The sequence below is a fragment of the Pseudomonas sp. LTR0 genome, from assembly GCF_036630035.1.
Lineage (GTDB): Bacteria > Pseudomonadota > Gammaproteobacteria > Pseudomonadales > Pseudomonadaceae > Aquipseudomonas > Aquipseudomonas putida_Y.
In genome coordinates this window covers 2,776,938-2,799,418 of record NZ_CP123734.1, presented here as the reverse complement: position 1 = coordinate 2,799,418, position 22,481 = coordinate 2,776,938, and the positions used below count along the sequence as shown (strand labels likewise).

At 61.6% G+C, this 22,481-nt stretch carries 25 protein-coding genes, 1 pseudogene and 1 riboswitch; of the genes and pseudogenes, 17 read left to right on the top strand and 9 right to left on the bottom strand.

Annotated features, from left to right (window positions below):
- The first annotated feature begins 196 nt into the window (after window positions 1–196).
- Window positions 197–311, top strand: a riboswitch (TPP riboswitch).
- Window positions 312–389: 78 nt separating this feature from the next.
- The 5 genes from QCL51_RS12950 (at window position 390) to codA (ending at window position 5,654) form a co-directional block, all read left to right on the top strand.
- Entirely contained in the window at window positions 390–1,037 is a 648-nt protein-coding gene (locus QCL51_RS12950; RefSeq protein WP_021785115.1) for a TenA family protein, read from the top strand.
- The gene (gene tenA, locus QCL51_RS12945; RefSeq protein ID WP_021785116.1) at window positions 1,034–1,699 is read left to right on the top strand and encodes a thiaminase II; all 666 of its coding nucleotides are present in this window, start codon (window positions 1,034–1,036) and stop codon (window positions 1,697–1,699) included. The genes QCL51_RS12950 and tenA overlap by 4 nt, the downstream gene beginning before the upstream one ends.
- 229 nt (window positions 1,700–1,928) lie before the next feature.
- Window positions 1,929–3,194: a cytosine permease gene (codB, locus tag QCL51_RS12940; RefSeq protein WP_103462517.1), complete on the top strand. Its 1,266-nt coding sequence runs from the start codon at window positions 1,929–1,931 to the stop codon at window positions 3,192–3,194.
- Window positions 3,191–4,408, top strand: coding sequence for a PucR family transcriptional regulator (locus QCL51_RS12935; RefSeq protein WP_103462516.1), 1,218 nt, complete (start codon window positions 3,191–3,193; stop codon window positions 4,406–4,408). Before codB ends, QCL51_RS12935 begins: the two co-directional genes overlap by 4 nt.
- A 4-nt stretch (window positions 4,409–4,412) precedes the next feature.
- Window positions 4,413–5,654: a cytosine deaminase gene (gene codA / locus QCL51_RS12930; protein ID WP_103462515.1), complete on the top strand. Its 1,242-nt coding sequence runs from the start codon at window positions 4,413–4,415 to the stop codon at window positions 5,652–5,654.
- Between the two features lie 13 nt (window positions 5,655–5,667).
- On the opposite strand, the gene QCL51_RS12925 is transcribed toward codA, so the two are convergent.
- The 4 genes from QCL51_RS12925 to QCL51_RS12910 all read right to left on the bottom strand — a co-directional run bounded on the left by QCL51_RS12925 (window position 5,668) and on the right by QCL51_RS12910 (window position 9,970).
- Window positions 5,668–6,615: an ornithine cyclodeaminase family protein gene (locus QCL51_RS12925; RefSeq protein WP_103462514.1), complete on the bottom strand. Its 948-nt coding sequence runs from the start codon at window positions 6,613–6,615 to the stop codon at window positions 5,668–5,670.
- Window positions 6,612–7,613: a threonine/serine dehydratase gene (locus QCL51_RS12920; protein WP_275966895.1), complete on the bottom strand. Its 1,002-nt coding sequence runs from the start codon at window positions 7,611–7,613 to the stop codon at window positions 6,612–6,614. Before QCL51_RS12920 ends, QCL51_RS12925 begins: the two co-directional genes overlap by 4 nt.
- A 119-nt stretch (window positions 7,614–7,732) precedes the next feature.
- On the bottom strand, window positions 7,733–8,338 hold the full coding sequence (locus tag QCL51_RS12915; protein WP_103470327.1) for a PAS domain-containing protein: 606 nt from the start codon (window positions 8,336–8,338) through the stop codon (window positions 7,733–7,735).
- 159 nt (window positions 8,339–8,497) lie between these two features.
- On the bottom strand, window positions 8,498–9,970 hold the full coding sequence (locus QCL51_RS12910; protein ID WP_338443365.1) for a hypothetical protein: 1,473 nt from the start codon (window positions 9,968–9,970) through the stop codon (window positions 8,498–8,500).
- 235 nt (window positions 9,971–10,205) lie between these two features.
- Here QCL51_RS12910 and QCL51_RS12905 point away from each other — a divergent pair, with 235 nt between their 5' ends.
- Both QCL51_RS12905 and QCL51_RS12900 read left to right on the top strand, forming a co-directional pair.
- Window positions 10,206–11,192 carry a DNA-binding protein gene (locus QCL51_RS12905; RefSeq protein ID WP_275966894.1) on the top strand — a complete coding sequence of 329 codons (987 nt, stop codon included), beginning with the start codon at window positions 10,206–10,208 and terminating at the stop codon, window positions 11,190–11,192.
- A gap of 55 nt (window positions 11,193–11,247) precedes the next feature.
- Window positions 11,248–11,412, top strand: a complete 165-nt coding sequence (locus tag QCL51_RS12900) for a DUF6021 family protein (RefSeq protein ID WP_172402784.1) — start codon at window positions 11,248–11,250, stop codon at window positions 11,410–11,412.
- A gap of 92 nt (window positions 11,413–11,504) precedes the next feature.
- On the opposite strand, the gene QCL51_RS12895 is transcribed toward QCL51_RS12900, so the two are convergent.
- The 4 genes from QCL51_RS12895 to QCL51_RS12880 all read right to left on the bottom strand — a co-directional run bounded on the left by QCL51_RS12895 (window position 11,505) and on the right by QCL51_RS12880 (window position 13,628).
- Window positions 11,505–11,756: a hypothetical protein gene (locus QCL51_RS12895; protein WP_004374436.1), complete on the bottom strand. Its 252-nt coding sequence runs from the start codon at window positions 11,754–11,756 to the stop codon at window positions 11,505–11,507.
- Window positions 11,757–11,764: 8 nt separating this feature from the next.
- Window positions 11,765–12,265 (bottom strand): DUF4142 domain-containing protein, encoded by a 501-nt coding sequence (locus QCL51_RS12890; RefSeq protein WP_275966893.1) that lies wholly within the window; start codon window positions 12,263–12,265, stop codon window positions 11,765–11,767.
- Window positions 12,266–12,375: 110 nt separating this feature from the next.
- Window positions 12,376–12,897 (bottom strand): GNAT family N-acetyltransferase, encoded by a 522-nt coding sequence (locus tag QCL51_RS12885; RefSeq protein ID WP_021784736.1) that lies wholly within the window; start codon window positions 12,895–12,897, stop codon window positions 12,376–12,378.
- Window positions 12,898–12,914: 17 nt separating this feature from the next.
- Window positions 12,915–13,628 carry an MgtC/SapB family protein gene (locus QCL51_RS12880; RefSeq protein ID WP_021784735.1) on the bottom strand — a complete coding sequence of 238 codons (714 nt, stop codon included), beginning with the start codon at window positions 13,626–13,628 and terminating at the stop codon, window positions 12,915–12,917.
- Window positions 13,629–14,022: 394 nt separating this feature from the next.
- Between QCL51_RS12880 and QCL51_RS12875 the strand changes: the two genes are divergently transcribed.
- A complete protein-coding gene (locus tag QCL51_RS12875; protein WP_275966892.1) occupies window positions 14,023–14,490 on the top strand; it encodes a sterol desaturase family protein in 468 nt (155 codons plus the stop codon).
- Between the two features lie 42 nt (window positions 14,491–14,532).
- On the opposite strand, the gene QCL51_RS12870 is transcribed toward QCL51_RS12875, so the two are convergent.
- Window positions 14,533–15,426 (bottom strand): bile acid:sodium symporter family protein, encoded by an 894-nt coding sequence (locus QCL51_RS12870; protein ID WP_021784733.1) that lies wholly within the window; start codon window positions 15,424–15,426, stop codon window positions 14,533–14,535.
- Between the two features lie 184 nt (window positions 15,427–15,610).
- Between QCL51_RS12870 and QCL51_RS12865 the strand changes: the two genes are divergently transcribed.
- The 9 genes and pseudogenes from QCL51_RS12865 (at window position 15,611) to QCL51_RS12825 (ending at window position 22,439) form a co-directional block, all read left to right on the top strand.
- Entirely contained in the window at window positions 15,611–16,474 is an 864-nt protein-coding gene (locus QCL51_RS12865) for a Dyp-type peroxidase (protein WP_021784732.1), read from the top strand.
- Between the two features lie 89 nt (window positions 16,475–16,563).
- Window positions 16,564–17,475, top strand: a complete 912-nt coding sequence (locus tag QCL51_RS12860) for an aldo/keto reductase (protein WP_275966891.1) — start codon at window positions 16,564–16,566, stop codon at window positions 17,473–17,475.
- A gap of 4 nt (window positions 17,476–17,479) precedes the next feature.
- The gene (locus QCL51_RS12855; RefSeq protein WP_103444391.1) at window positions 17,480–18,763 is read left to right on the top strand and encodes an MFS transporter; all 1,284 of its coding nucleotides are present in this window, start codon (window positions 17,480–17,482) and stop codon (window positions 18,761–18,763) included.
- Between the two features lie 147 nt (window positions 18,764–18,910).
- Window positions 18,911–19,093, top strand: coding sequence for a KGG domain-containing protein (locus tag QCL51_RS12850; RefSeq protein WP_004374456.1), 183 nt, complete (start codon window positions 18,911–18,913; stop codon window positions 19,091–19,093).
- A gap of 69 nt (window positions 19,094–19,162) precedes the next feature.
- Window positions 19,163–19,360, top strand: coding sequence for a hypothetical protein (locus QCL51_RS12845; RefSeq protein ID WP_021784729.1), 198 nt, complete (start codon window positions 19,163–19,165; stop codon window positions 19,358–19,360).
- A gap of 18 nt (window positions 19,361–19,378) precedes the next feature.
- Window positions 19,379–20,710, top strand: a complete 1,332-nt coding sequence (locus QCL51_RS12840) for an iron-containing redox enzyme family protein (RefSeq protein WP_323600923.1) — start codon at window positions 19,379–19,381, stop codon at window positions 20,708–20,710.
- Entirely contained in the window at window positions 20,710–21,663 is a 954-nt protein-coding gene (locus tag QCL51_RS12835; RefSeq protein ID WP_323600922.1) for a class I SAM-dependent methyltransferase, read from the top strand. Before QCL51_RS12840 ends, QCL51_RS12835 begins: the two co-directional genes overlap by 1 nt.
- Window positions 21,664–21,677: 14 nt before the next feature.
- Window positions 21,678–21,795: pseudogene (locus QCL51_RS12830) on the top strand (carboxylate-amine ligase); the annotation flags it as partial.
- Window positions 21,796–21,851: 56 nt separating this feature from the next.
- Window positions 21,852–22,439, top strand: coding sequence for a nucleosidase (locus tag QCL51_RS12825; RefSeq protein ID WP_323600921.1), 588 nt, complete (start codon window positions 21,852–21,854; stop codon window positions 22,437–22,439).
- Window positions 22,440–22,481: the final 42 nt, after the last annotated feature.

Genomic DNA, 22,481 nt, shown 5'->3' with positions numbered 1-22,481 from the left:
CCGTTAAATGGCCATCAGCAACAGCTATGCCAACAGATATTTCAGTAATGCTTTGACATACAAAACCTTGCAGCGCCTGGCGTGCACTAAATGATGGCGCGTCAAGAATGGGGACAGATGCCCATTAGCGGGTCACCATTGCCCACAGTTTGGGGAGCTGGACTAGTGACAGACGTGGCGCCCTCGGGTATACCTGAGCGCCACCAAGGGGAGCCCGGCAATGGGCTGAGAAACCGCTGAACGCTACAGCGCGGTGACCCTTCGAACCTGATCCGGATCATGCCGGCGAAGGGATGGGGCTTGTAACCTGCCTTTTTGCCGGCCTCACTGCGAGGCCAGTCCATGTCAATTGCCACGGTCTCGCTGTCACCCTCATCAAGGACAGCAACATGACCGAACGTTTCAGCCAGTCCCTGCGCCGCCAGTGCGAGCCGACCTGGTCGGCGGCCGTTGGCCACCGTTTCGTGACCCGATTGTGCGACGGCAGCCTGCCTGACCCGATCATGGTCGACTACCTGGTCCAGGACCACCGTTTCCTCGACAGCTTCCTGACCCTGCTGGGCGCGGCCATTGCCACCGCTGATACGTTTGAAGCCCGCCTGCGCTTCGGCCGCTTTGCCGGGATGATCTCCAGTGACGAGAACACCTATTTCCTGCGTGCCTTCGAGGCCCTGGGTGTCAGCCCGGCGCAACGCAGTGAACCGGCCGATACCGCGCCTACCGCAGGTTTCAAGGCGATCATGCGCGAAGCGGCAGCCACCCGTTCCTACGCAGCGGCACTGGCGGTGCTGAACGTCGCCGAAGGGCTGTATCTGGACTGGGCGCTCAAGGCGCCAAAACCGATGCCGGACAACTTCGTCCATGCCGAGTGGATTACCCTGCACGACAACCCGGCGTTCCAGGCATTCGTCGCTTTCCTGCAGGCCGAACTGGACCGCGTCGGCCCGCAGGAGGCCGCATTGGCCAGTGACTTCTACCAGCGCACCGTGGCGCTGGAGCTGGCTTTCTTCGATGCAGTGTATCCGGAGGGCAAATGAGCATGGATATCTTCGAGCGCCTCAAGGCCGCCGCCACGCCACAATGGAACAGCTACGTAGACCATGACTTCGTACGTCAGATGGGCGAGGGTACGCTGAGTGAGGAAGCGTTCCGGACCTACCTTGTGCAGGATTACCTGTTCCTGATCCAGTTCGCCCGCGCCTGGGCGCTGGCCGCCTACAAAAGCCGCCGCCCGGCCGACATTCGCGCGGCGCAGGCCGGGCTGGCGGCGATCCTGGATGAAACAGAGCTGCACTTGCGCCTGTGCGCACGCTGGGGCTTGACCCAGGCAGACATCGAAGCCGCGCCAGAGCACCAGGCCACCGTGGCATACACCCGTTACGTGCTGGACTGCGGCGCTGCCGGCGACCTGCTGGAGCTGCATGTGGCACTGGCACCTTGCGTGATCGGCTATGCCGAAATCGGCCGGACCCTGGCCGAGCGCATTGGTGACTTGAGCAATCACCCCTACCGCGAGTGGATTGGCGAGTATGCCGGGGAGGGCTACCAAGGGGTGGCAGCGGCAGCGCGCAAGCACTTGGATGAACTGGCGGCGCGCAGCATGACCGAGCAGCGGTTCGCCGAACTGGCAGGGATTTTTGGCCAGGCATCGAGCCTGGAGGCTGATTTCTGGCAGATGGGGCTGGACGGAGCTGTGTAAACCGCCGTGGGCTGGGTGATTACTACCCAGCCTGAGCCCGCTTTGGTGCATGAACGCCTCAAAATAAGTCGTCCCGCACACTCCCTATCGTCAGATTGCGGCTTTAATGTGCACAGTGCATATAGATTTCTGGGCGACCAGCCCGATTTTTCCGGGTGGCGGCGCAGTAAAAAAGCGGCCCGCATATTGCTCTTTCAGCTCCCAACTACAAACCCGGAGCCCCCGTGCAATGAGCTCACCCAGCGAATTCCCCCTCAGCGAAGCCCCGCAGTCCGCCCGTAGGGGCCTGTTGCCGATCGCGATGGTCTTGTTCAGCTTCACCTTCTTTACCGGCACGATGTTCGCCGGCGGCAAGCTGGGCATGGCATTCAGTTTTGTCGACATGCTGTGGGTGGCCACCCTCGGCAACAGCCTGCTTGCCTTGTATGCCGCAGTGCTGGCCTTCATCGCCTCGCGCAGCGGGCTGAACACCGTGCTGATGGGGCGCTTCTGTTTTGGTGAAGCGGGGAGCCGGCTCTCGGATTTTCTGCTGGGTTTTGCCGAACTGGGCTGGTATGCCTGGGGCACGGCCACGGTGGCCATCGTGCTGGTCAAGCTGCTGGGGCTGGCGGATGGCTTCGGCATGCCTTTGATGGTGCTGTTCGGGCTGGGTTTCAGCATTACGGCCATCATCGGTTTCAAGGGGCTGGATGTGTTGTCGCGGGTGTCGGTGCCATTGATGTTCGTGCTGCTGTTGGTGTCCATGTACATCGCCACCCGCGATGCCGGTGGCTTTGCCGGCCTGGCTGCCGTTGTACCGCATGAAACCATGACTTTTTCGGCGGCAGTCACCATGGTTTTCGGCACCTTCGCCAGTGGCGCCACCCAGGCCACCAACTGGACACGGCTGGCACGCAGTGGCCGGGTAGCGGTGACCGCCAGCGTGGTGGCATTCCTCCTTGGCAACGGCCTGATGGTGGTGGCCGGCGCGTGGTGCGCGATGGTTTACCAGCAGGCCGATATCGTCGACGTGATGATGCTGCAGGGGCTGTCGTTCGCGGCGGTGGTGATGCTGTGCCTGAACCTGTGGACCATTCAGGGTCCGACCATCTACAACGTGTCGGCCGCCGCCTGCCACTTGTTGCGCAGCGAGCGCCGGCGCACGGCAACGCTGGTGGCAGCCGGGGTTGGCATTGTGCTGGCGATGGGTGGCATGTACGAAATGCTGATCCCGTTCCTGGTGCTGCTGGGGTCGATCATTCCGCCGGTGGGTGGGGTAATCATGGCTGACTTCTGGTATCGCCACCGCGGCAAATACCCGGCGCTGGGTGCGGCAAACCTGCCACGCTACAACCTCACCGGGCTGCTTGCCTATGCCGTGGGCGCTGTACTGGCCTATGCCTCACCGTGGGTCGCGCCGCTGGTGGGCATCGCCGCCTCGGCAGTGTGCTACATCGTCATTCTGGAGCTGGGCGCACGCCGCCGGGCGCCAGGCCAGGCGGGTGTCGAGCCGTGAGCCTGGCGCTGGACGAGATCCTGCATTTGCCCGGCCTGCACGAAATGCATGTGCGGGCCGGGGCGCGCAACCTGCAACGGCGGGTACGCTGGCCTTACGTGGCGGAAAACGAGGGTATCGCTGAATGGGTGATGGGCGGTGAGCTGGTATTCGTCACCGGCATCAACCACCCGCGCGGCGAAGCCAACCTGCTGAGCCTGGTGGAGGATGGCGACGCTGTGGGCATTGCCGGCATGGTAATTCTCACCGGCGGCAGTTTCATCCAGAGCATCCCGGCGTCCGTAATCGCGCGCGCCGAGCAATTGGGCTTACCACTGATCGAGCAACCCTACGCGCTGAAGATGGTGGTGGTCACCCACCTGATCGGCACTGCACTGGTGCAGATGAGCCAGGTGCGCCGCTCGCGCAACGACATCCTTGGCCAACTGCTCACGGGCGACTACCCGAGCCTGGCGATTGCCCGGCAGCGTGCAGCGCACCTGCAACTCGCCCTGGACAAGCCGCAGCGCCTGCTGGCATTGCGCCTGACAGGCGTGGACGGCTTGTTCGAGCGCCACGGGCTCGCACACGGCGAGCGTACCTGGCAAGCCACCCGGCAGGCCCTGGAAGACCAGCTGGAAGCCTGGTGCCGCCAGCGGCCTGACAGTGTGACGGCGCAGCTGCCGGGCGACCTGTTCGTGGTGCTGCTGGCCGATACGCACGACTTACCCGAGACGTTGGGTGCACTGTACCGGCAGTTGCAAGCCGCGACAGGTGAACTGGGCCTTTACATGGGCCTGTCGAGCCTCGCTGACGATTGCGCGCACTACCGCCAGGCCCTCAACGAGGCACGCCAGGCGCTGGATGTGGCGCAGCATCTGCGCCCGGCCAACGGCTATTGCAACTTCAGCGAGCTCGGCGTGTTGCGCCTGCTGCAAGGTATTGTCGACCGCTCGCTGGTTGACGATTTCGTCAGCCGCACCCTCGGCCCGCTGATCGCCCCTGGGCGCAAACACGCCCATGCTTTGGTGCATACCCTCGACGCCTTGCTCATGGAAAATGGCAACGGGCTCAAGGCCGCACAGCGTCTGGGGCTGCACCGCAACACGATCAATCAGCGCATCCAGCGCATCGAACAACTGAGCGGGCAGTCGCTGGACGACCCGCTTTTTCGCATGAATGCTTCGGTCGCCATGCTGGTATGGCGCATGAGCGAAGCCCACGGCAAGGAGTAACAGCATGAACATCATCAACGCACGCCTGCGCGGCAAGCCTGGCCTGTTCCGCGTCGAACTGAACGGCGAGCGCATTGCCGCCATCGTGCCCCAGCCCGACGTCGTGACGCCCGCTACGGTCAATGATCTGGACGCCGGGCAAAACCTGGTGGTCGCGCCTTTTGTCGAGCCGCACATTCATCTTGATGCCACGCTGACCGCGGGCGAGCCGAAGTGGAACATGAGCGGCACGTTGTTCGAAGGCATTGAGCGCTGGTCCGAGCGCAAGGAAATCACCACCCACGACGACATCAAGACCCGTGCGAAAAAAACCATCGGCATGCTGGTGGACCACGGTATCCAGCATGTGCGCACCCACGTCGATGTGACCGACCCGAAACTCACTGCGCTCAAGGCCATGGTCGAGGTACGTGACGAGGTGCGTGAGCTGATCGACCTGCAGATTGTCGCCTTCCCGCAGGAGGGTATCGAGTCGTACGCCAACGGCCGGGCGCTGATGACTGAAGCCGTGGCGATTGGCGCCGACGTCGTCGGCGGCATTCCGCATTTCGAAAATACCCGCGACCAAGGGGTATCGTCGGTGAAGTTCCTGATGGACCTGGCCGAGCGTACCGGCTGCCTGGTGGACGTGCACTGCGACGAGACCGACGACCCGCAATCACGTTTCCTCGAAGTGTTGGCCGAAGAAGCGCGGGTACGCGGCATGGGGGCCCGGGTCACGGCCAGCCACACCGTGGCCATGGGCTCGTATGACAATGCGTATTGCTACAAGCTGTTCCGCCTGCTCAAGCTGTCGGGCATCAACTTTGTGTCGTGCCCGACCGAGAGCATTCACCTGCAAGGGCGCTTTGACAACTACCCGAAACGTCGTGGCGTTACCCGCGTCGCCGAGATCGACCGCGCCGGCATGAACGTGTGCTTCGGCCAGGACTCCATCGTCGACCCGTGGTACCCACTGGGCAATGGCAATATCCTGCGCATTCTCGAAGCCGGCCTGCACATCTGTCACATGCTCGGCTATGAAGACCTGCAGCGCTGCCTGGACCTGATTACCGACAACAGCGCCCGCACCCTGAACCTGGGCGAGCGCTATGGCATCGAGGTGGGTCGGCCGGCGAACCTGTTGCTGCTGTCGGCGCCGGATGATTACGAGATGGTGCGCAGCCAGGGGCACGCGTTGGTGTCGGTACGCAATGGCAAGGTGCTGATGCAGCGCACGCCAGCGCAGGTGCAACGTTTGCGCTGACGCTGTCGATGCCTCAGGTGCACAGGGCTGCCAAGGCGTAGCTTGCAACTTGTGCATCCTGCACTGCCACACCAGTCAGGTCCGCCAAGGTAATCTGGCTGTCGTGCTCACGCCCCTTGGCACGGCCAGCCAGCAGCGTACCCAGCTCGATCAGCTGGTGAGCGTCGATCTGGCCACTGCCGAGGGCATGGGCCACTTCGCCGTACTGGCTGCACTGCGCGATGGCGTCGACGATGATGCGGTCCGCCCTGGCCACCAGTGCCGGGTCCAGTTCCTGCTTGCCGGGCGCATCGGCACCGACGGCGGTGATATGCGTGCCCGGCTGGACCCAATCGCTGTGCAACAGCGCCTGGCGAGAAGGCGTGGTGCAGACGATCAGGTTTGCCGCGCCCGCAACCTCGGCAGCATCCTGCGTGCTGTGCACTGCGAAGCCCAGCTCGCGGGCAAATGCCGTATAGGCCGCAAGCCCGCGTTCATGCCGACCCCAGACAATCACCTGGCGACAATCAGTAACAGCGCGAAGCTGCTCAAGCTGCATCTGCGCCTGCATGCCGGTGCCGAGGATGCCAATGGCCTTGACCTGGGCCGGCGCCAGCAGCCGGGCAGCGATACGCCCGGCCAATGCGGTGCGCATGGCAGTCAGCCAGCCTTGGTCCTGCAGCAGTGCCAGCGGCTGACCGGTGTGTGCAGACAACACAAGCATCAGACCGTCATTGCTCGGCAGGCCCTTGGACGGGTTGTCGTAGAAGCCTGTCGAAAGCTTGACGGTGAAGGTCGGGCTGCCTTCGATGTAGGCCGACTTCACGCAACAGTCACCGTTCGCGCCCTTGAATGCGAAGCCCTGCACGGGCGGCACCTGCACCTTGCCTTCGGAATAGGCGATGAAGCCTTCCTCCAGTTGGCTGACCGCGAGCTCCGGGTTGAAGCGGGCGATGATCTGCGCCTTGCTGAAGACCTTCATTGAACGGCCTCGAGGAACTTTTCCAGCAGGATGTTACGGCCACACAGGATCACCGCGACACGCTTGCCCTGATAGCGCTCGGCGAGCTTTTGCATGCCGGCGACCGCAACCGCTGCAGCGCCTTCGATGATCCAGCGCTCACTGCTGGCGATGTCGCGCATGGCGCAGCGGATTTCGTCCTCGCTGACCAGCACAGTATCGGTGAGCAGCGCCTGGCAAAGCGGGAAGGTGATCGAGCCTGGCTCGACGCCGCCAGCCGTGCCGTCCGACAGCGTTTCGCAGGCATCCAATTCGATGATTTCACCAGCCTTGAGTGATTGCTGCAGCGTTGGGTCATTCGCCGGCCAGCAGCCGATGATCTCAGTGCCCGGCTTGAGGACGCGCAGGGCGGCGCCGATGCCGGAAATCATCCCGCCACCGCCCACGGCAACGAACACCGCGTCCAGGTCTGGCGCCTGCTCGAACAACTCCATGCCGATGGTGCCCTGGCCGGCAATGATTTGCAGGTCGTTGTAGGGGGACACGAAGGGTACGCCGTGGGCCTCGGCTTGCCTGGCTGCTTCCAGCTCTGCACTCAGCGGGTCGGTAGGCAGGCAGACCACTTCGGCGCCCAGCGCGCGCATTGCCTCTATTTTGTATGCCGATGCGCCCGTGGTGGTATAGACCTTCACTGGCACGCCAGCCATCTTGCCGGCCAAGGCCAGTGCCTGCCCATGGTTGCCGGAAGAGGCGGCTATCACCCCCTGCTTGCGCACCTCAGCCGGCAGCAGGCGCACCTTGTTGCTGGCACCGCGAAACTTGAATGAACCGGTGTGCTGCAGGTGTTCGCATTTGAGCAGCACTTCACAGCCGGTCAGTGCCGACAGACGGGCGCTGCGTGTCAGCGGCGTGATGCTGACGGCGGGGCGCAGCGCGCCGTGGGCTTCCCTTATGGACGTGTACAGTGCATCGAGGTATCGGGCATCGACAACGGTCGGTGAAACAGTAGCGACTGGCATGCTGCGCTCCTTGTGGAATATTTATCCACAGTAGAATATCAATCTACTCAAGGCAAGTGGGCGAGGACAATCGCTGGCAACACTCTGACAGGCTGCCAGTTCGGCCAAGCGGCGGGCAGTTAGCCCTTGAGCTCTTTCAGGTACTTGTAAACGGTGGCTCGACCCATGCTCAGAACGTTCGCGACATAGTCAGCACCACTTCGCCCTTCGAACGCGCCTTCAGCGTACAGCGCCTGCACGAGGCTGCGTTTATCCTTCATCTGTAAGGTCTGCAGCGACAAGCTGCGCTCTTGCAGCCAGGCATGCAGGAAGGTGTTGATACGTTCCTGCCAGTCATTGCGGAACAGCGAGTCAGGTTGCGGTACCAGCCGGCTCATCTGGAAGAACGCATCGAGCGCCACGCGGGCTTGCTCCAGTACCGACACGTTCAGATTGATGCACATCAGGTGCTCGGGTTCGCCCTGCGAGTTGCGCAGTACGGTACTGATGGAGCGGATCTTCTGGCCGTTCCAGTTGAGCTTCTCGTAAGGGCCCAGGTTGGTACCGCCAAGCACATCGTCCAGTTCGTGATCGATCGCCGAATCATCGCCCAGCTTGCGCCGGGAAAAGTTGTTGGCGATGTGCACGACCGTCTGGCTGTGCAGTTCATGGACGATGACTTCAGCGTGCGGATACAGCAGCAGGGCGATGCTGTCGGCGATTGCCTTGTAGTTTTCCAGGGTCATTTTCTGTCGGTGATCGGTGCTGGACTTCCATGGTGGCGGCAAAGCGTTACCGACACAAGGTGGCGAGCCTGCAGCTTCCGTTGCCGGTCATCACTTCAGCAATGCCGGTTTCGGTGGCTGCATCGACGGAATCATCGGAGTGTGGGTATGGCGCTGATTTCAACCATTGATGAGTTGTAGCACTTTAGCGGGCTCGAGTATCGGCAGCGGCAAAACGACAGATGCCCAGTAATAATAATGATCGTCCACAATGTCTCTCGCCAGCCAGACGGTAAAAGGGCTAGGTTGGTCAGCGGCAGGGGTGAAAACGCCACTTTTATCGATATTGCCATTCCCTGTGATTCTGACCCATTGGGTATTTTCCGCACTGACTTCAATCGGTTCATCGTGTTCGAAACTTGAGTAGAACAGGGTGAGTTTGACTTTTCCTGAAGAAAGGGATGCTTTAAAAAAGTGGGTCTCCCCGAACAAGGGTGTCAAGAACGTCGACGTCGCGTATTGACTGCCAACTTGCGCCTTGATTACATCGGCGACCAATGGGTATTCAGGCACTGTCGCCGACAACGCTGCGGGGACATTGGTTTTGTTGTTTACCTCAAGTATGACAGCAGGGTCAAGAGGGGCGGGTGGGTAGTAAAACCAGCTTCCGCTCTCTTGTTTCAGCTCACCCAGTGCCTCACCGTCAAAGGTGAATTGGCTATTGGGGGTTGCAGGCTCCAACGTGAGCGCCTGCTTTTCAGCACCCGCATACACTTCCTTCAGTAGTGGGTAGATTGACGCAGGCACTGCAGGTTCAGAGGCGCTATCTGTAGCCTCGAACGCGCTATTCAGCGCGAATTCGGCAGAATAAGCACCGCTCGCTGGATAGTAGGCGCCATTCATGAAATCTATCATTTCCTTCGGCGCGAACAATGACACAGCTGTGTCCCTGTCTCGGGGTGGGTGACCCTGCTTCAGCTCGGGGAAGGCGGTGTCCTGATAGATAATCCCAAACCCCACAGGTCCGGTTAGTCGTTCGCCGTTAACGCTCAAGGTGTCCGGGCTTGAGGGCGTCGAGGGCGCTGGAACCTGGAACAGCATGAGGGGGTCGCCGTCTGTGAACTGGCCGATGGTATCACCCAATAGTATCCCGGTGGGTGGCACGGCAGAGGGTAGTTTAATACCGCGCTCTTGTATGAGGTCGTCCACCATTTCTTTAGGGTAACCACTGCCGTTATGGTGAATTGTAGCCCCAGCGGGCAGCCTAAGCGTAAGGCTTCCTTCATTGTCGATTGTATACTTGAGTGGCGCTGACAAGGTCATCATCACGACAACGTCGGCGTCAGAATACCAAGCCTGATTGATTTCATAAATGCGCTGGGTGATGGTGCCTGAGCGTATTCTTGTGCGAAACCCCATGTACCTCAAGACGCGCTGAACGACCAGTAACAGGTCTTCGCCGAAGCGCATGAAGGCGGTGCCTAGATCGAGCGCTCCAAACTTGTAAATGCCGAAGCCGGCCTCCTCGTCATAGATGATTTTTTCGCTGAGGGTGTTGCGTTTGCGTGACGCATGGCGGTCCCAGTACTCGTTTAAATCTGGCTTGGACAATACCGTCATGATCGAGGGTTGACTCAAGTCCTTGGGGGGCATCGCGATTCACCACTGTTGTGTACTTGTAGCCGATTAACTCCCGAAAGTGGATTGCAGTAAACTGTTAGAAATGACAGTTGACCTGGGGGCATATTTGCGACCAAGGCACCAGGCGCGCACATGCAAAAAAGTGATTATGAGGCGGTAGGAATTATTTGCAGGTGCCATGCGTTATCTCCATAATTGGCATGTCATTACGTGGTACATAACATAGTACGAATTTTTAGGAGCACGCATGGCCCGGGGCGGTATCAACAAGGTGGTAGTGCAGCAAGCGCGTCAGGCGCTGATTGCCCGGGGCGAGAACCCCAGCATTGATGCCATACGTATCGAGCTGGGCAATACCGGTTCCAAGACCACGATTCACCGCTACCTGAAGGAACTGAACGGCCAGCAGCCGATGGCTTCCGAAGGGGGCGCCGCGCTCAGCGATGTGCTTAGTCGGCTGGTCGGGCAACTGGCAACCCAGCTGCAGGACGAGGCCGATCTGAAGATCGAACAGGCCGAGAGCACCTTCACGCAACAGCGCGAGACGCTTGAGGCGCAGCTGGAAATCTCCCAGCAGGCACGGGCTGCAGCGCACCAGCAACACAAGATCGATGCAGCAGCATTGGCTGCAGAGACAGAAAAACTGTTGTCCACGCAGAGCACGCTGCAAGCCGAACAGCTGCGCAGTGCCAGCCTCAACCAGTCGCTGGGTGAGTTGCAGGTGCGCCTGGCTGACAAGGACGAGCAGGTCAAATCGCTGGAAGACAAGCACCGCCATGCCCGTGACGCCTTGGAGCACTACCGCAATGCCAGCCGTGAACAGCGTGAGCAGGAACAGCGCCGCCACGAAGCGCAGTTGCAGCAGATGCAGGTGGAATTACGCCAGTTGCAGCAGGGCATGATCATCAAGCAGGACGAACTTACCCGCTTGCACCGTGACAATGAGCGGTTGCTGGGAGAGCATCGTCAGGCGGCCAGTGAATGCCGGGCGCAGGATGAGTTGCTGGAACAGCGCGATGCGCAGATCCAGGGCCTGCGCACGATCCTGGCCCAGGCACAAGGCGCCAGCGAAGAGATGCGCCGCCAGTTGGATGTGCAAGCCCAGAGTCTGGAAGCCAGACGGGACGTGTGCGCCGAGCAGGCGCGGCAGTTGCAGTGGCTCGAGGAACAGTTGAAGGCACGCGACGAGGCGTTGGCGCAGTGTCGGGCGCAATTGGGCTCGGTTGCAGATTAATCAAACTTTTCCTGGCGGGTGGTTTCTTCCTTAGACACTCACCGGAGACAACGCCATGCCTGGATCTCAACCACCACGTAAAGAGGGGCCTCACTCGACCGAGCAGGCCGATAAAAAGACAGACCTTGGTTTCGACCCCGACTCCCCGGATGTCGAAGACCCTCAAGTCGACCCGCAGGGCCCGGCCAAGCCGCCTAGAGACATTGAGAAAAAGCAGTGAACCACGGCCTTGATGACTGGCCTCATCGCCGGCAAGCCATGCGCTATCCCTCGGGGCGGGCTTGCTGGCGACAAGACCAGACCAGGTAAGTGTCAGCCCTCGGCGCGCCTGGCTGCCTCTACGCCTGCCGCCGACAGCTTGATCGGGTAGTGCACGCTGATCTGATGATCACTGCTTACCGCCACGCTACCGTCGTGAATCAGACCGGCTTCCTGCAGCGTCTTGAGCATGCCGGCCACCGCCTTTTCGCCGCGGTAGTTGTCCAGCACTTCCTTACCCAGCCCTTCGGGGTGGGCATGCAGCAGGCGGGTAAGTACTTCGGTCTTCAATGCATCGTTACTCATGAGGGGCCTCACTTGCCGTGCTGGGACTGAAGAGCCTTGGCCTGCTCCAGGTGCTGTTCGAGTTTGGGCAGCGTTTCGCTGGCAAAGGCTTTCAGCTCGGCCTTGTCGGACGAAGCAGCCTCCTTCTTGAACAGTTCCACCGCTTTTTCGTGAGCGTCGACCTGATTGTTGAGGTACGCCTTGTCGAAGGATTCATCGCGCCATTCCAGGATCATTTTCTTGACCTTGTCGGTCATTGCGGCCTCATCCGGCACGGAAATGTCCAGTTTGACGGCTATGTCGCTGAGTTTCTGGTTGGCCTGGGTGTGGTCGGTGACCATTTGCCGGGCGAATGTCTTGATCTCGGCGTTCTGGCTTTTCTCCTGAGCCAGCTTGCCAGTCACCACTTCGGCAATACCGGCCTCGGTGGCCGCTTCGACGAAATCATCGGAAGTCGCCGCCATTGCGTGTACCGATGCCAGGCCCAGCACCATGGAGAAACCAACGCGTCTGATGAAGAGACTATTCATGCTTCACTCCTTAAACCGTGGTGCGACCTCAGTGTCGCGTACGGTTGAGGGTGAAGGCGTGGCAAAGGTTTAATCTTTTTCGCTGCCGGTTTAGACCGCGCGACACTGAACTATAGGGTGAGAGGCGGCGAAACGCGCAGACGCATTGCACAACGCCCACTGTGACCGTGAGCATGCTCGCTCGCGAGGATGCTCTGGAGTCGTTCGCAAAGCCGGCTTTCCTGAAGCATCTCAAACCCGAAACGTGCATAGAACGGCGCATTCCAAGGCACATCCACAAAGGTGGTCAGTGTCAGCTCACGTACACCGGCGCAGCGCCCTGCATCGACCACTTGCTGCAGCAACTGGCGCCCGACACCTTGCCCTTGGGCCTCCTGGCGCACCGATATTTCATGAAGGTGCAATGCATGATCCGCCAGCCGGGCGCATGCAAAACCCACAATGCACCCAGCCCCGTCCTGCGCCACCCAACTACCACCTGCCTCGACGAAAGCCCTGTGCGCCGAACAGTCCATGACTTCGCCTTGCGCCAGCCAGGCCAGTGCCGGCCAACTGACAAATGCCTGGGCTGCCGAGCGCTCGACGTCCGGCAGCCACTCTATGTCCTGTTCAAGGGTAGGGCGGATAAGCATGAATCACTCCTGTCGTTCTAATCCGTCGCCAGCACCTGCGGCTTTAGTTGCCAGCGCACCGAGCTTACACCTTTCTCCAGGCTGACCCTGCTGACCAGGCGCTCCAGTTGCGCCGGCGCCTGCGCGGTGCCCAACAGCTCCGCGCGCACTTCCAGGCGCGCAGGGTTGTCCAGGTCCTGGCTCTGCAACGACTGCAGGCGCAGTTGTGGGTCGCCCAGGCTATGCAACATCAGGCTACGCACCTGGATCTCATCCTCGCCGCGACAGACGATACGGACTTCGAAATGCTGTTCCACCTCGTTGGCCGGCACCACATCCTGACGGTCGAGGCGCTGGGCGATATCACGCAACAAGATGTTGGCGCAGAGCACCACCAGGCTGCCCAGTGCCGCCTCCATCATCAGCCCGAGGCTGCACAGCACGCCGACCGCAGCCGTGCACCACAAGGTGGCCGCGGTGTTCAGGCCACGTACATTGAAGCCATCGCGCATGATGACACCACCGCCGAGAAAGCCGATGCCCGACACCACATAGGCTGCGACGCGCGACGCATCGGCAGGCGCCATGCCTGGCACCGCCTGGGTCATCAATACGAACAGGCAGGCACCGGTACTGACCAGCGCATTGGTGCGCAGGCCGGTCAGGCGCTGGCGCAATTGCCGCTCGGCACCGATCAGCGCCCCCAGCACCAAGGCAATGCTGACGCGCAGCAGAAATACTTTCCAATCCATAGCAAACCTCTTCCGCAGGCATACGCCCGCATGAACGCCATCAGTTGGCGCGGTTGAAAAACCGAAATTGCGCAGGACCACGAGGAGGGAAGGAGAAGCGGGGTTACAGGAAACCACCGTCTTGCCGGAGCGGCCAGACAGTGCAGAACACTGCCGGGCTAGCGCGCCACGCGGGCCTGTCGCAAGCGACTGGGGCTACTGTCCAAGGCAGGTCTCCTGTTGAGGAAGGCAAAATTGCGTCGCGGACCATACGCCGCGTGGCAGAGCAGGTCAAGGGCAAAAACATGACAATGGCTTCATCCGGGAACGGCCTGCAGCCGGTCACGCCCACATGGAAAAAAACCTGGGCAGCCGGTAACCTTGCGCCTCCCTTTGCCATCACCCGGACCGTTCCATGCTGTTCAATCTCGCCGTATTGTTCGGCACCCTGGTGGCCATGGAGGGCGTTGGTACGCTGGCTCACAAGTACATCATGCATGGCTGGGGCTGGTGGCTGCACCGCTCGCACCATGAGCCACACCTGGGCATGCTCGAAACCAACGACCTGTACCTGGTGGCCCTGGGGCTGATCGCCACGGCGCTGGTGGCACTGGGTAAAAGTGGGTATGCGCCTTTGCAGTGGGTGGGCGGTGGTGTGGCAGGCTATGGGGCGCTGTATGTGCTGGCCCACGACGGCTTCTTTCACCGGCATTGGCCGCGTAAGCCGCGGCCGGTCAATCGCTACCTGAAACGCTTGCACCGTGCGCACCGCTTGCATCATGCGATGAAGGGGCGCACGGGGGGTGTGTCGTTCGGTTTTTTCTATGCGCCGCCGCTGAAGGTGTTGAAGCAGCAACTGCGCAGCAGGCGCAGCCAATCGTGACGCATCCCTGACAGGCCCGGCACCTCCGGGCATTGAGTGACGTCAGTTCACTGGTTCACCCTTGGGGTCTGCCGCCACATGCCCGCGGCTCACCCACCAGCCAAAACCGGCCGCGGTAAAGAACATGATCAAGCTGTACAACGCAGCCGGCACCGCCATGGTCGCGTTGTTCAGCAGCGAAGGGCTCAACGCCAGGGCAATCGCCAAGGTCCCGTTATGGATGCCAATCTCCATACCAATGGCAATCGCCTGACGCTTGGGAATGTTCAACAGCCGCGGCACCCAATAGCCCACCGTCAGGCTCAGCAGGTTGAACAGCAGCGCCGCCAGGCCCACCACCGGTGCGTACTCGACCACCGTCTGCCAGTCCTTGGCCAATGCCAGGACGATGGTGAAGGCCAGGAACAGCGCCGCCACCAGCTTCATCGGTTTTTCCATGCGCGCAGCGAACGCCGGGGCGAAATGGCGAATCAGCATGCCCAGCGCCACCGGCAGCAAGACGATGGCGAACACCTGCATGACCTTGGCGAACTGCAGTGGAATAGCCTGGTCCGAGGCCATGAACCAGCTCAGCGACAGGTTCACCAGCAACGGCATCGTCAGGATCGCGATCAGCGAGTTGACTGCCGTCAGGGTAATGTTCAACGCCACGTCACCATGGGCCAGATGGCTGAACAGGTTGGCAGTGGTACCACCCGGTGAAGCGGCCAGCAGCATCAGCCCCACTGCCAGGGCAGATTCCAGGCCAAAGCCGTTGGCGATCAGGAAGCACACCAGCGGTAACAGCAGGATCTGGCACACCAGGCCCACCACCACGGGCTTTGGGTACTTCACTACGCGAGCGAAGTCAGCCAGGGTCAGTGACAAACCAAGGCCAAGCATGATGATGCCCAAGGCTAGCGGGAGAAACGCAGTAAGCAGGGGCGAGGCGGTCATGAGTGGACTCTCGGGCGAAGGATCTGCAGCAGTGTAGGTCGCCCTTGATTGATAGCTAATTGCAAAGGGCCAGCTCTTGGTAACCGTTTGTTACCAAGCACAGCGGCTGCCGAGGCTGCATGCCGCATTGCAGCAGGCATGCAGGCGAAGTAGCATTCCGCTTTTACCCTAGGATTAGCCTGATATGCCGTTCCAGCAAGGTCTGCTTGCCACCCCGGTGCCGGCCCACGCCCGTCACCTGTTCTTCACCCTGCAGTCGCCCGAGGCGTTGCCTGCCGCGCTGGATGCCTTGCTGCCGCAGGTCGATGGCGAACAACTGTTGCTCGGCATAGGCGCCCCCTTGGTCAAGGCTCTGGGCCGTGAAGTACCAGGCCTGCGCGCTTTCCCGCTGCTGGATGCCGCAGTGGAGAACCCCAGCACCCAACACGCCCTGTGGCTGTGGCTGCGTGGCGACGAACGTGGCGACCTGCTGCTGCGCGCCCAGGCCCTGGAGCAGGCGCTGGCACCCGCCCTGCAGTTGGCCGACAGCGTTGATGGCTTCCTGCACCGCGGTGGCCATGACCTTACCGGTTACGAAGACGGCACCGAAAACCCGGTGGACGAAGATGCCGTACAGGCGGCCATTGCCGCCGATGGTTCCAGCTTTGCCGCGTTCCAGCTGTGGAAGCACGACCTGGAATACTTCAAGTCGCTGCCCCAGGCTGACCAGGACAATATCATCGGCCGCCGCCTGAGCGACAACGAAGAGCTCGACGATGCCCCCGAGTCCGCGCACGTCAAGCGCACTGCCCAGGAAAGCTTTGAACCCGAAGCGTTCATGGTCCGTCGCTCGGTAGCCTGGGCCGACCAGCGCGGCGCCGGCCTGGCCTTCGTCGCCTTGGGCAAGAGTTTCGATGCATTCGAAGTGCAATTGCGGCGCATGAGTGGCCTGGAAGACGGCATCATCGACGGATTGTACCGCTTTAGCCGCCCGCTGACGGGTGGCTACTACTGGTGCCCGCCGATGGGCGAGACGGGGGTTGATCTGGGCCCATTGCTGCATGCCTGATCATTAAACATCCAGATACAGAAACACCCGCAGGCGAGTGACAGAGCGGCTAGCCTTGAAAGTTTCCGGTTCGTGACGGGAGATTTTCCGTGTACGCACGTCGTGATGTCCTACGCGCAGGTGCAGCTTTGGGGTTGCTGGCTGCCGCCAGCCCTTGGCTGCACGCTGCGGTGCCAGCGGGTTTGCTGGCCCGTAAAGTACCGTCCACCGGCGAAGCGTTGCCGGTGATCGGTGCCGGTACTTCCGGCAGTTTCGAGGTAGAAAGCGGCTCCCCCCAATATCTTCAGCTCAAAACCGTGCTGAAGGCGTTCTTCGAAGGCGGCGGCCGGGTGATCGACACCTCGCCCAACTACGGGGGCGCCGACAGCATTCTCGGCCAGTTGCTGGAAGAGGGCGGCTGGCACCGACAGTGCTTCCTTGCCACCAAGATCGCCGCCAATAGCCGGGCTGAAGCCCAGGCGCAGTGGGCCGGCAGCCTCAAGAGCCTGCGTACCGACAAGGTCGACTTGCTGCAGATTCACAACCTGCGTGACTGGCAGACGCAGCTGCCTTATGCCCGCGAGCTGAAGCAGCAGGGCGGGACACGTTATGTCGGCATCACCCATTACCTGAACAGCGGCCACGATGACGTCGCCCGTATCGTGCGCAGCGAGCCGCTTGACTTCATCCAGATCAACTACGCGGTCAACGCCCCCGCCGCCGCCCGTGAACTGCTGCCACTGTGTCAGGACAAGGGTGTTGCGGTACTGATCAACCGGGCCTTCGACGATGGCCGACTATTCGCCCGGGTCAAGGGCCAGGCCTTGCCGGGCTGGGCTGCCGAAGCAGGCATAGGCAGCTGGGCACAGCTATTTCTCAAGTTCGCCATCAGCCACCCGGCAGTGACCACGGTCATACCTGCTACCAGTCGGCCTGATCGCCAGCTCGATCAGCTCAAGGCGGGGCATGGGCCAATGCTCACCCAGGCGCAGCAACAGGCGCTGATCAAACAGTTTGCCTGACACCATGCAAGCCTGGCGGCGGCGCCTGGACCAAGCGCTGAACATCCAGCCTGAGGAGGGGCCGGCGGTAGTCGCCGGTTTGCTGCTGTTCTACCTGCTGTTCACCGGTTACTTCATGCTGCGCCCGGTCCGCGAAACCATGGGCGTTGCCGGTGGCGTGGAAAACCTGCAGTGGTTGTTCACCGGCACCTTCATTGCCACGTTGGCGTGCCTGCCGCTGTTTGGCTGGCTGGCATCCAAGGTGCAGCGCAGGCATATCCTGCCTTGGACCTATGGTTTTTTCGTCAGCAACCTGTTGCTGTTCGCGGCACTGTTGGCCGGTAACCCTGACGATCTCTGGACCGCCCGGGCTTTCTACATCTGGCTGTCGGTGTTCAATTTGCTGACGATCTCGCTGGCCTGGAGCGTGCTCGCCGATCTGTTTTCCACCGCCCAAGGCAAGCGGCTGTTCGGCCTGCTGGCAGCCGGGGCCAGCCTGGGCGGGCTCAGTGGCCCCGTGCTTGGCACCTTGCTGGTGGCGCCGCTCGGCCATGCCGGGTTGCTGGTGCTGGCGGCGCTATTGCTGCTGGGCAGTGTCGGCGCGACACTGTTTCTGCAACGTTGGCGAGCACGCCAGCCCATGCCGATGCAAACCCGGCACCAGGACTCGCGGCCGCTGGGCGGCAACCCGTTTACCGGCGCCACCGCCGTCCTGCGCTCGCCCTATCTGCTAGGCATCGCTTTGTTCGTGGTGTTGCTGGCCAGCGTCAGCACATTCTTGTACTTCGAGCAGGCGCGTATTGTCAGCGAAACCTTCACTGACCGCACCCGGCAGACACAGGTGTTCGGCCTGATCGACACAGTTGTGCAGGCCCTGGCCATCCTTACCCAGGTCTTTGTTACCGGGCGCCTGGCCCGTCGGCTGGGGGTCGGTGTGTTGCTGGTTGCAGTGCCGCTGGTGATGGCTGCCGGTTTCTTGTGGCTGGCACTGGCCCCGGTTTTCGCCCTGTTCGTGGTGGTAATGGTGGTGCGTCGGGCGGGTGAATACGCATTGGTACGGCCGGGGCGGGAGATGCTGTTCACCGTGCTGCCCGCCGAGGACAAGTACAAAGCCAAGAACTTCATCGACACGGTGGTCTACCGTGGCGGCGATGCCCTGAGCGGCTGGGTCAAGCGTGCGCTGGACGTGTTGGGCGAGCACCCGCAATTGGCGATGCTGATCGGTGCGCTGCTTGCCGTGGGCTGGGCCGCGACAGGTGGCTGGCTGGGTCGGCGCCAGGCGCGCATGGATAGCCCGCCGCACCACTGACACGCGCGCCAAATATGGCAATGTCGCTTATTTAATGCCACCGGTCCGAACCTCTCGTAATAAAGCGAATCTGCCGATATCGCCGAACTCCGAATCTGTGTACGGCAGCTTGCCGTGCATTCCGAAGTCATATGAGGTTTGAACACCATGGCCACTAAAGACAACAGCCGCACCGGCAATCAGCAAGGGAGCCAAGGCGGCAACAAGAACCCGGGCAATTTCGCCAATGACCGTGAAAAAGCTTCCGAAGCCGGTCGCAAGGGCGGCCAGTCCTCGGGCGGCAACATGCCCCACGACCGCGAGTCGGGGCACAAGGGCGGCCGTTCGTAACTGTGTTTGTAACTGACCGAGGCGCAGTGCCGGGGCGACCTGGCACTGCAATCATCGAAGGGGGTACCCATGCGACTGACTCCACTGATCATCCTGATGGGCTCGCTGAGCTTGGTCGGCGGCTGTTTCGACCGCGACAATGACCACCCCGGCAAAGATTCCGACCCCAGCAAACCTTCGCTGCAGATGCAGCAACCTGATTCCAAGCCTGCACCGCAGCCTGCGCCCGACCCCGAGCCGATGCCGGGCCAAAAGCCGAGCCAATAAGTAGACAAGGAGCACGGCATGACGGTGATGAACCGCAACACCGCAGGCGCTGCGCAAGTGGCCATCGAATCGACCAGCCTGCGACAACGCTACCAAGCAATGCTCGCAGGCCAGGATGCTGGCAGCGCCTCATGGCTGGAGGAGCAACTGGCGGGTGCAGCGAGCATGCCGGACGACTTGCCCGACACACCGTCCGAGTTGCCGGCCTGGAGCAGGATGCACACTGCCAAGGTTGCCAAGGCCTACACCCATTACCGGGCACAACGCCGTCAAGGCATGCCACGGCGCTACTTTTCCAACCGCGCCCACGCATTGTGGTTCCTGCAACAGGTTGCGCCGACCAAGGCCGTGGACGGCGCCTGGCTGCAGGGCACCCTGTATCACTGGCGCGATCCACGTTATCACGGGCTGATTCGCACCTATCTGGAAGAGCTCGGCAACGGTGATCCACGCTGCAACCATGTGCTGATCTATCAGCGCCTGCTTGGTCGCCTGGGTTGCGTAGAGGCCATGCCCCTGGATGACACACGTTATCTGCAAGGGGGCCTGCAACTTGCCTTGGGGCGGCACTGCGACACTTACCTGCCAGAGTTGGTTGGCTACAACCTCGGTTATGAGCAGCCACCGCTGCATTTGCTGATCACTACGTACGAACTGGCCGAACTGGGCATCGACGCGCAGTATTTTCAGCTGCATGTGACCATCGACAATGCCGCCAGCGGCCACGCCCGCCTGGCAATTCAGGCGCTGAACCAGCTAAGCCCCGCGCATGATACGCAGGCGTTCTACGCCAGGGCGCGCATAGGCTACCGCCTGAATGACCGGGGTATCGCCACGCCAGACCTCATCCGCCAGTTCGACCTGCAAGGCGAACTGTTTGCAGCCCTTGAGCGCAAGCGGGTCTATGGCCAGTTGATGCATGCCGACCATTGCCGCCTGCAGCAGCGCACGATCAATCAATGGCTGGCCGAACCCGGCGCCATGCCCGCATTCGTTGCCGCATTGCAGGCTCAGGGTTGGATCCGCAGAGGGCAGCCGCCAGCAAACAGTCGCTGGTGGACGCTGATCGACGGGCCGACCGCGGCGATGTTCGGGGTGTTCAACGCCTATGAAAAACAGCTATGGCATGATTGGATCGCCGACGATTGGCAGCCGTCCATCCGCCGCGTGTCCCCTGGCAGTTGGGGGCTGCCCGAGGTGCCTGAAGATATACCCAAGGACGCTTTGAATGTGCCCCCCAAGGCCTTGATCCAGAGGATGGCCGGCAACCACCACGCCACGCCGGACGGCTTGTGTGCCACGCGCGCCTACATGCGCGTAACCGGGCTGCGCCAGGAGGAACCACGTTGATGATGCTCGCTCACAGGCAAATCGAGGCAGACCAGGCGTTGCTACAACTGGGACAGCGCCTGCGCGCCGATGGATACCGCTTTACCTGCGTGACACCCGCCACTCACGCGCGCGTCAATGCCCGCGAGGGCTGCGTGCAGGCCAGCACCCTGCGCGATATATTCGGCTGGAGCCGACCTTTCGAGCCAGGTTTGCTGTCGGCAGATCAGTTACTGTTGCTCGAACGTGCGCAGGCGTTGGTTGCACAGGGTGAACGGCTGATCAGCACGGTACGCTGGTCCAGCCTGGATGAATTGCTGTTGCTGCATTCGGCGTATCCAACCGACGCCAGCGATGCCGTGTTCTTTGGCCCGGACAGTTACCGCTTTGCCCAGGTCATTCGCGATCACCTCCAGCACTGCACCGAGCGGGTCGAGCATGCAGTGGATATCGGTTGTGGTAGTGGGGTGGGCGCCTTGCTGATTGCCCGCGCCGCCCAGCACGCGCGGGTCAGCGCCGTTGACATCAACCCTCTGGCGCTGCGCTATACGGCAATCAATGCAGCCTTGGCGGGTGTGAGTAACCTTTCGGTCGAGCCCAGCGACTTGCTGGACGGTATCAGCGGTACGTTCGACCTGATCGTTGCCAACCCGCCCTACATGCTTGACCCCAACGCCCTCATCTACCGTCACGGTGGCGGCGCGCTAGGCGTCGACCTGTCACTGCGTATCGTGGAGCAGGCTCGCGAACGGCTGAGCCGCCACGGTACATTGCTGCTGTACACCGGCGTGGCCATTGTCGAAGGCCGCGACGCCCTGCTCGAAGCCATCCACCTGCGCCTGGCCGGTCCGGATTGGGCTTGGGTGTATCGGGAAATCGACCCCGACGTATTTGGCGAGCAACTGGCTGAGCCAGGCTACGAACAGGTCGAGCGCATCGCCGCCGTGGCGCTCACCGTTACCCGCAGCCGCTGAGGCAGCATGATACGGCCCTGCACGTGCTGCGTCATGGTACCCATGCCGCTCTGCCTGGCACAGGCCAGGGCAGACGGGCTTGGCAAAGGCCAGGCGTTAAGCGCCGTGGTGGCTGCCGGGACTTGCATTTAGCCCGGGTTGACCGACAATGGCCGCGCCCTTTGCAGCCACTCGGAAACACCTGCTCCATGATGCTGATCAAGCAATTCCCCGACATTTCCCTGGATGACACGCTGTTCGTCTTTGCCCTCGAGGCCGAGGCTGGCGATGTCTTTACCGAGGTGAACACCGTGTTCACCGGCATTGGCAAGGTCAATGCCGCTATCGCCCTGACCAAGGCGATCGCAACGCGCAGGCCCAAGCTTATCGTCAACCTGGGCTCGGCTGGCAGCCAGCGTCATGGCAAGGGCGAAGTCGTGTGCTGTAACCGCTTCGTACAACGCGACATGGATGTGACCGCGCTGGGCTTTGCCCGCTATGAAACGCCCTTGTCCGATACCCCGGTGGTACTCGAGCACGGGGCAATAATTCCCGCCCTGGCTGTGGAAACCTGTGGCAGCGGTGACAGCTTCGAGATCAACCATGGCGATGCGCCTTACGACGTGGTCGACATGGAAGCCTACGTGCTGGCATTGATCGCGCGTGACGAAGGTATTCCGTTCGTGTGCCTGAAATACATTTCCGATGATGCGGGCAGCGAAGCCGCGGGGGATTGGGCGGTACAGGTGCACCTGGCGGCCGAAGCGTTCAAGCGGGTGCTGTTCAGCCAGGCGTAACGGTTGCCGCAGGGCAGGGCAGCTAAACCTTTGTCGCCGGGC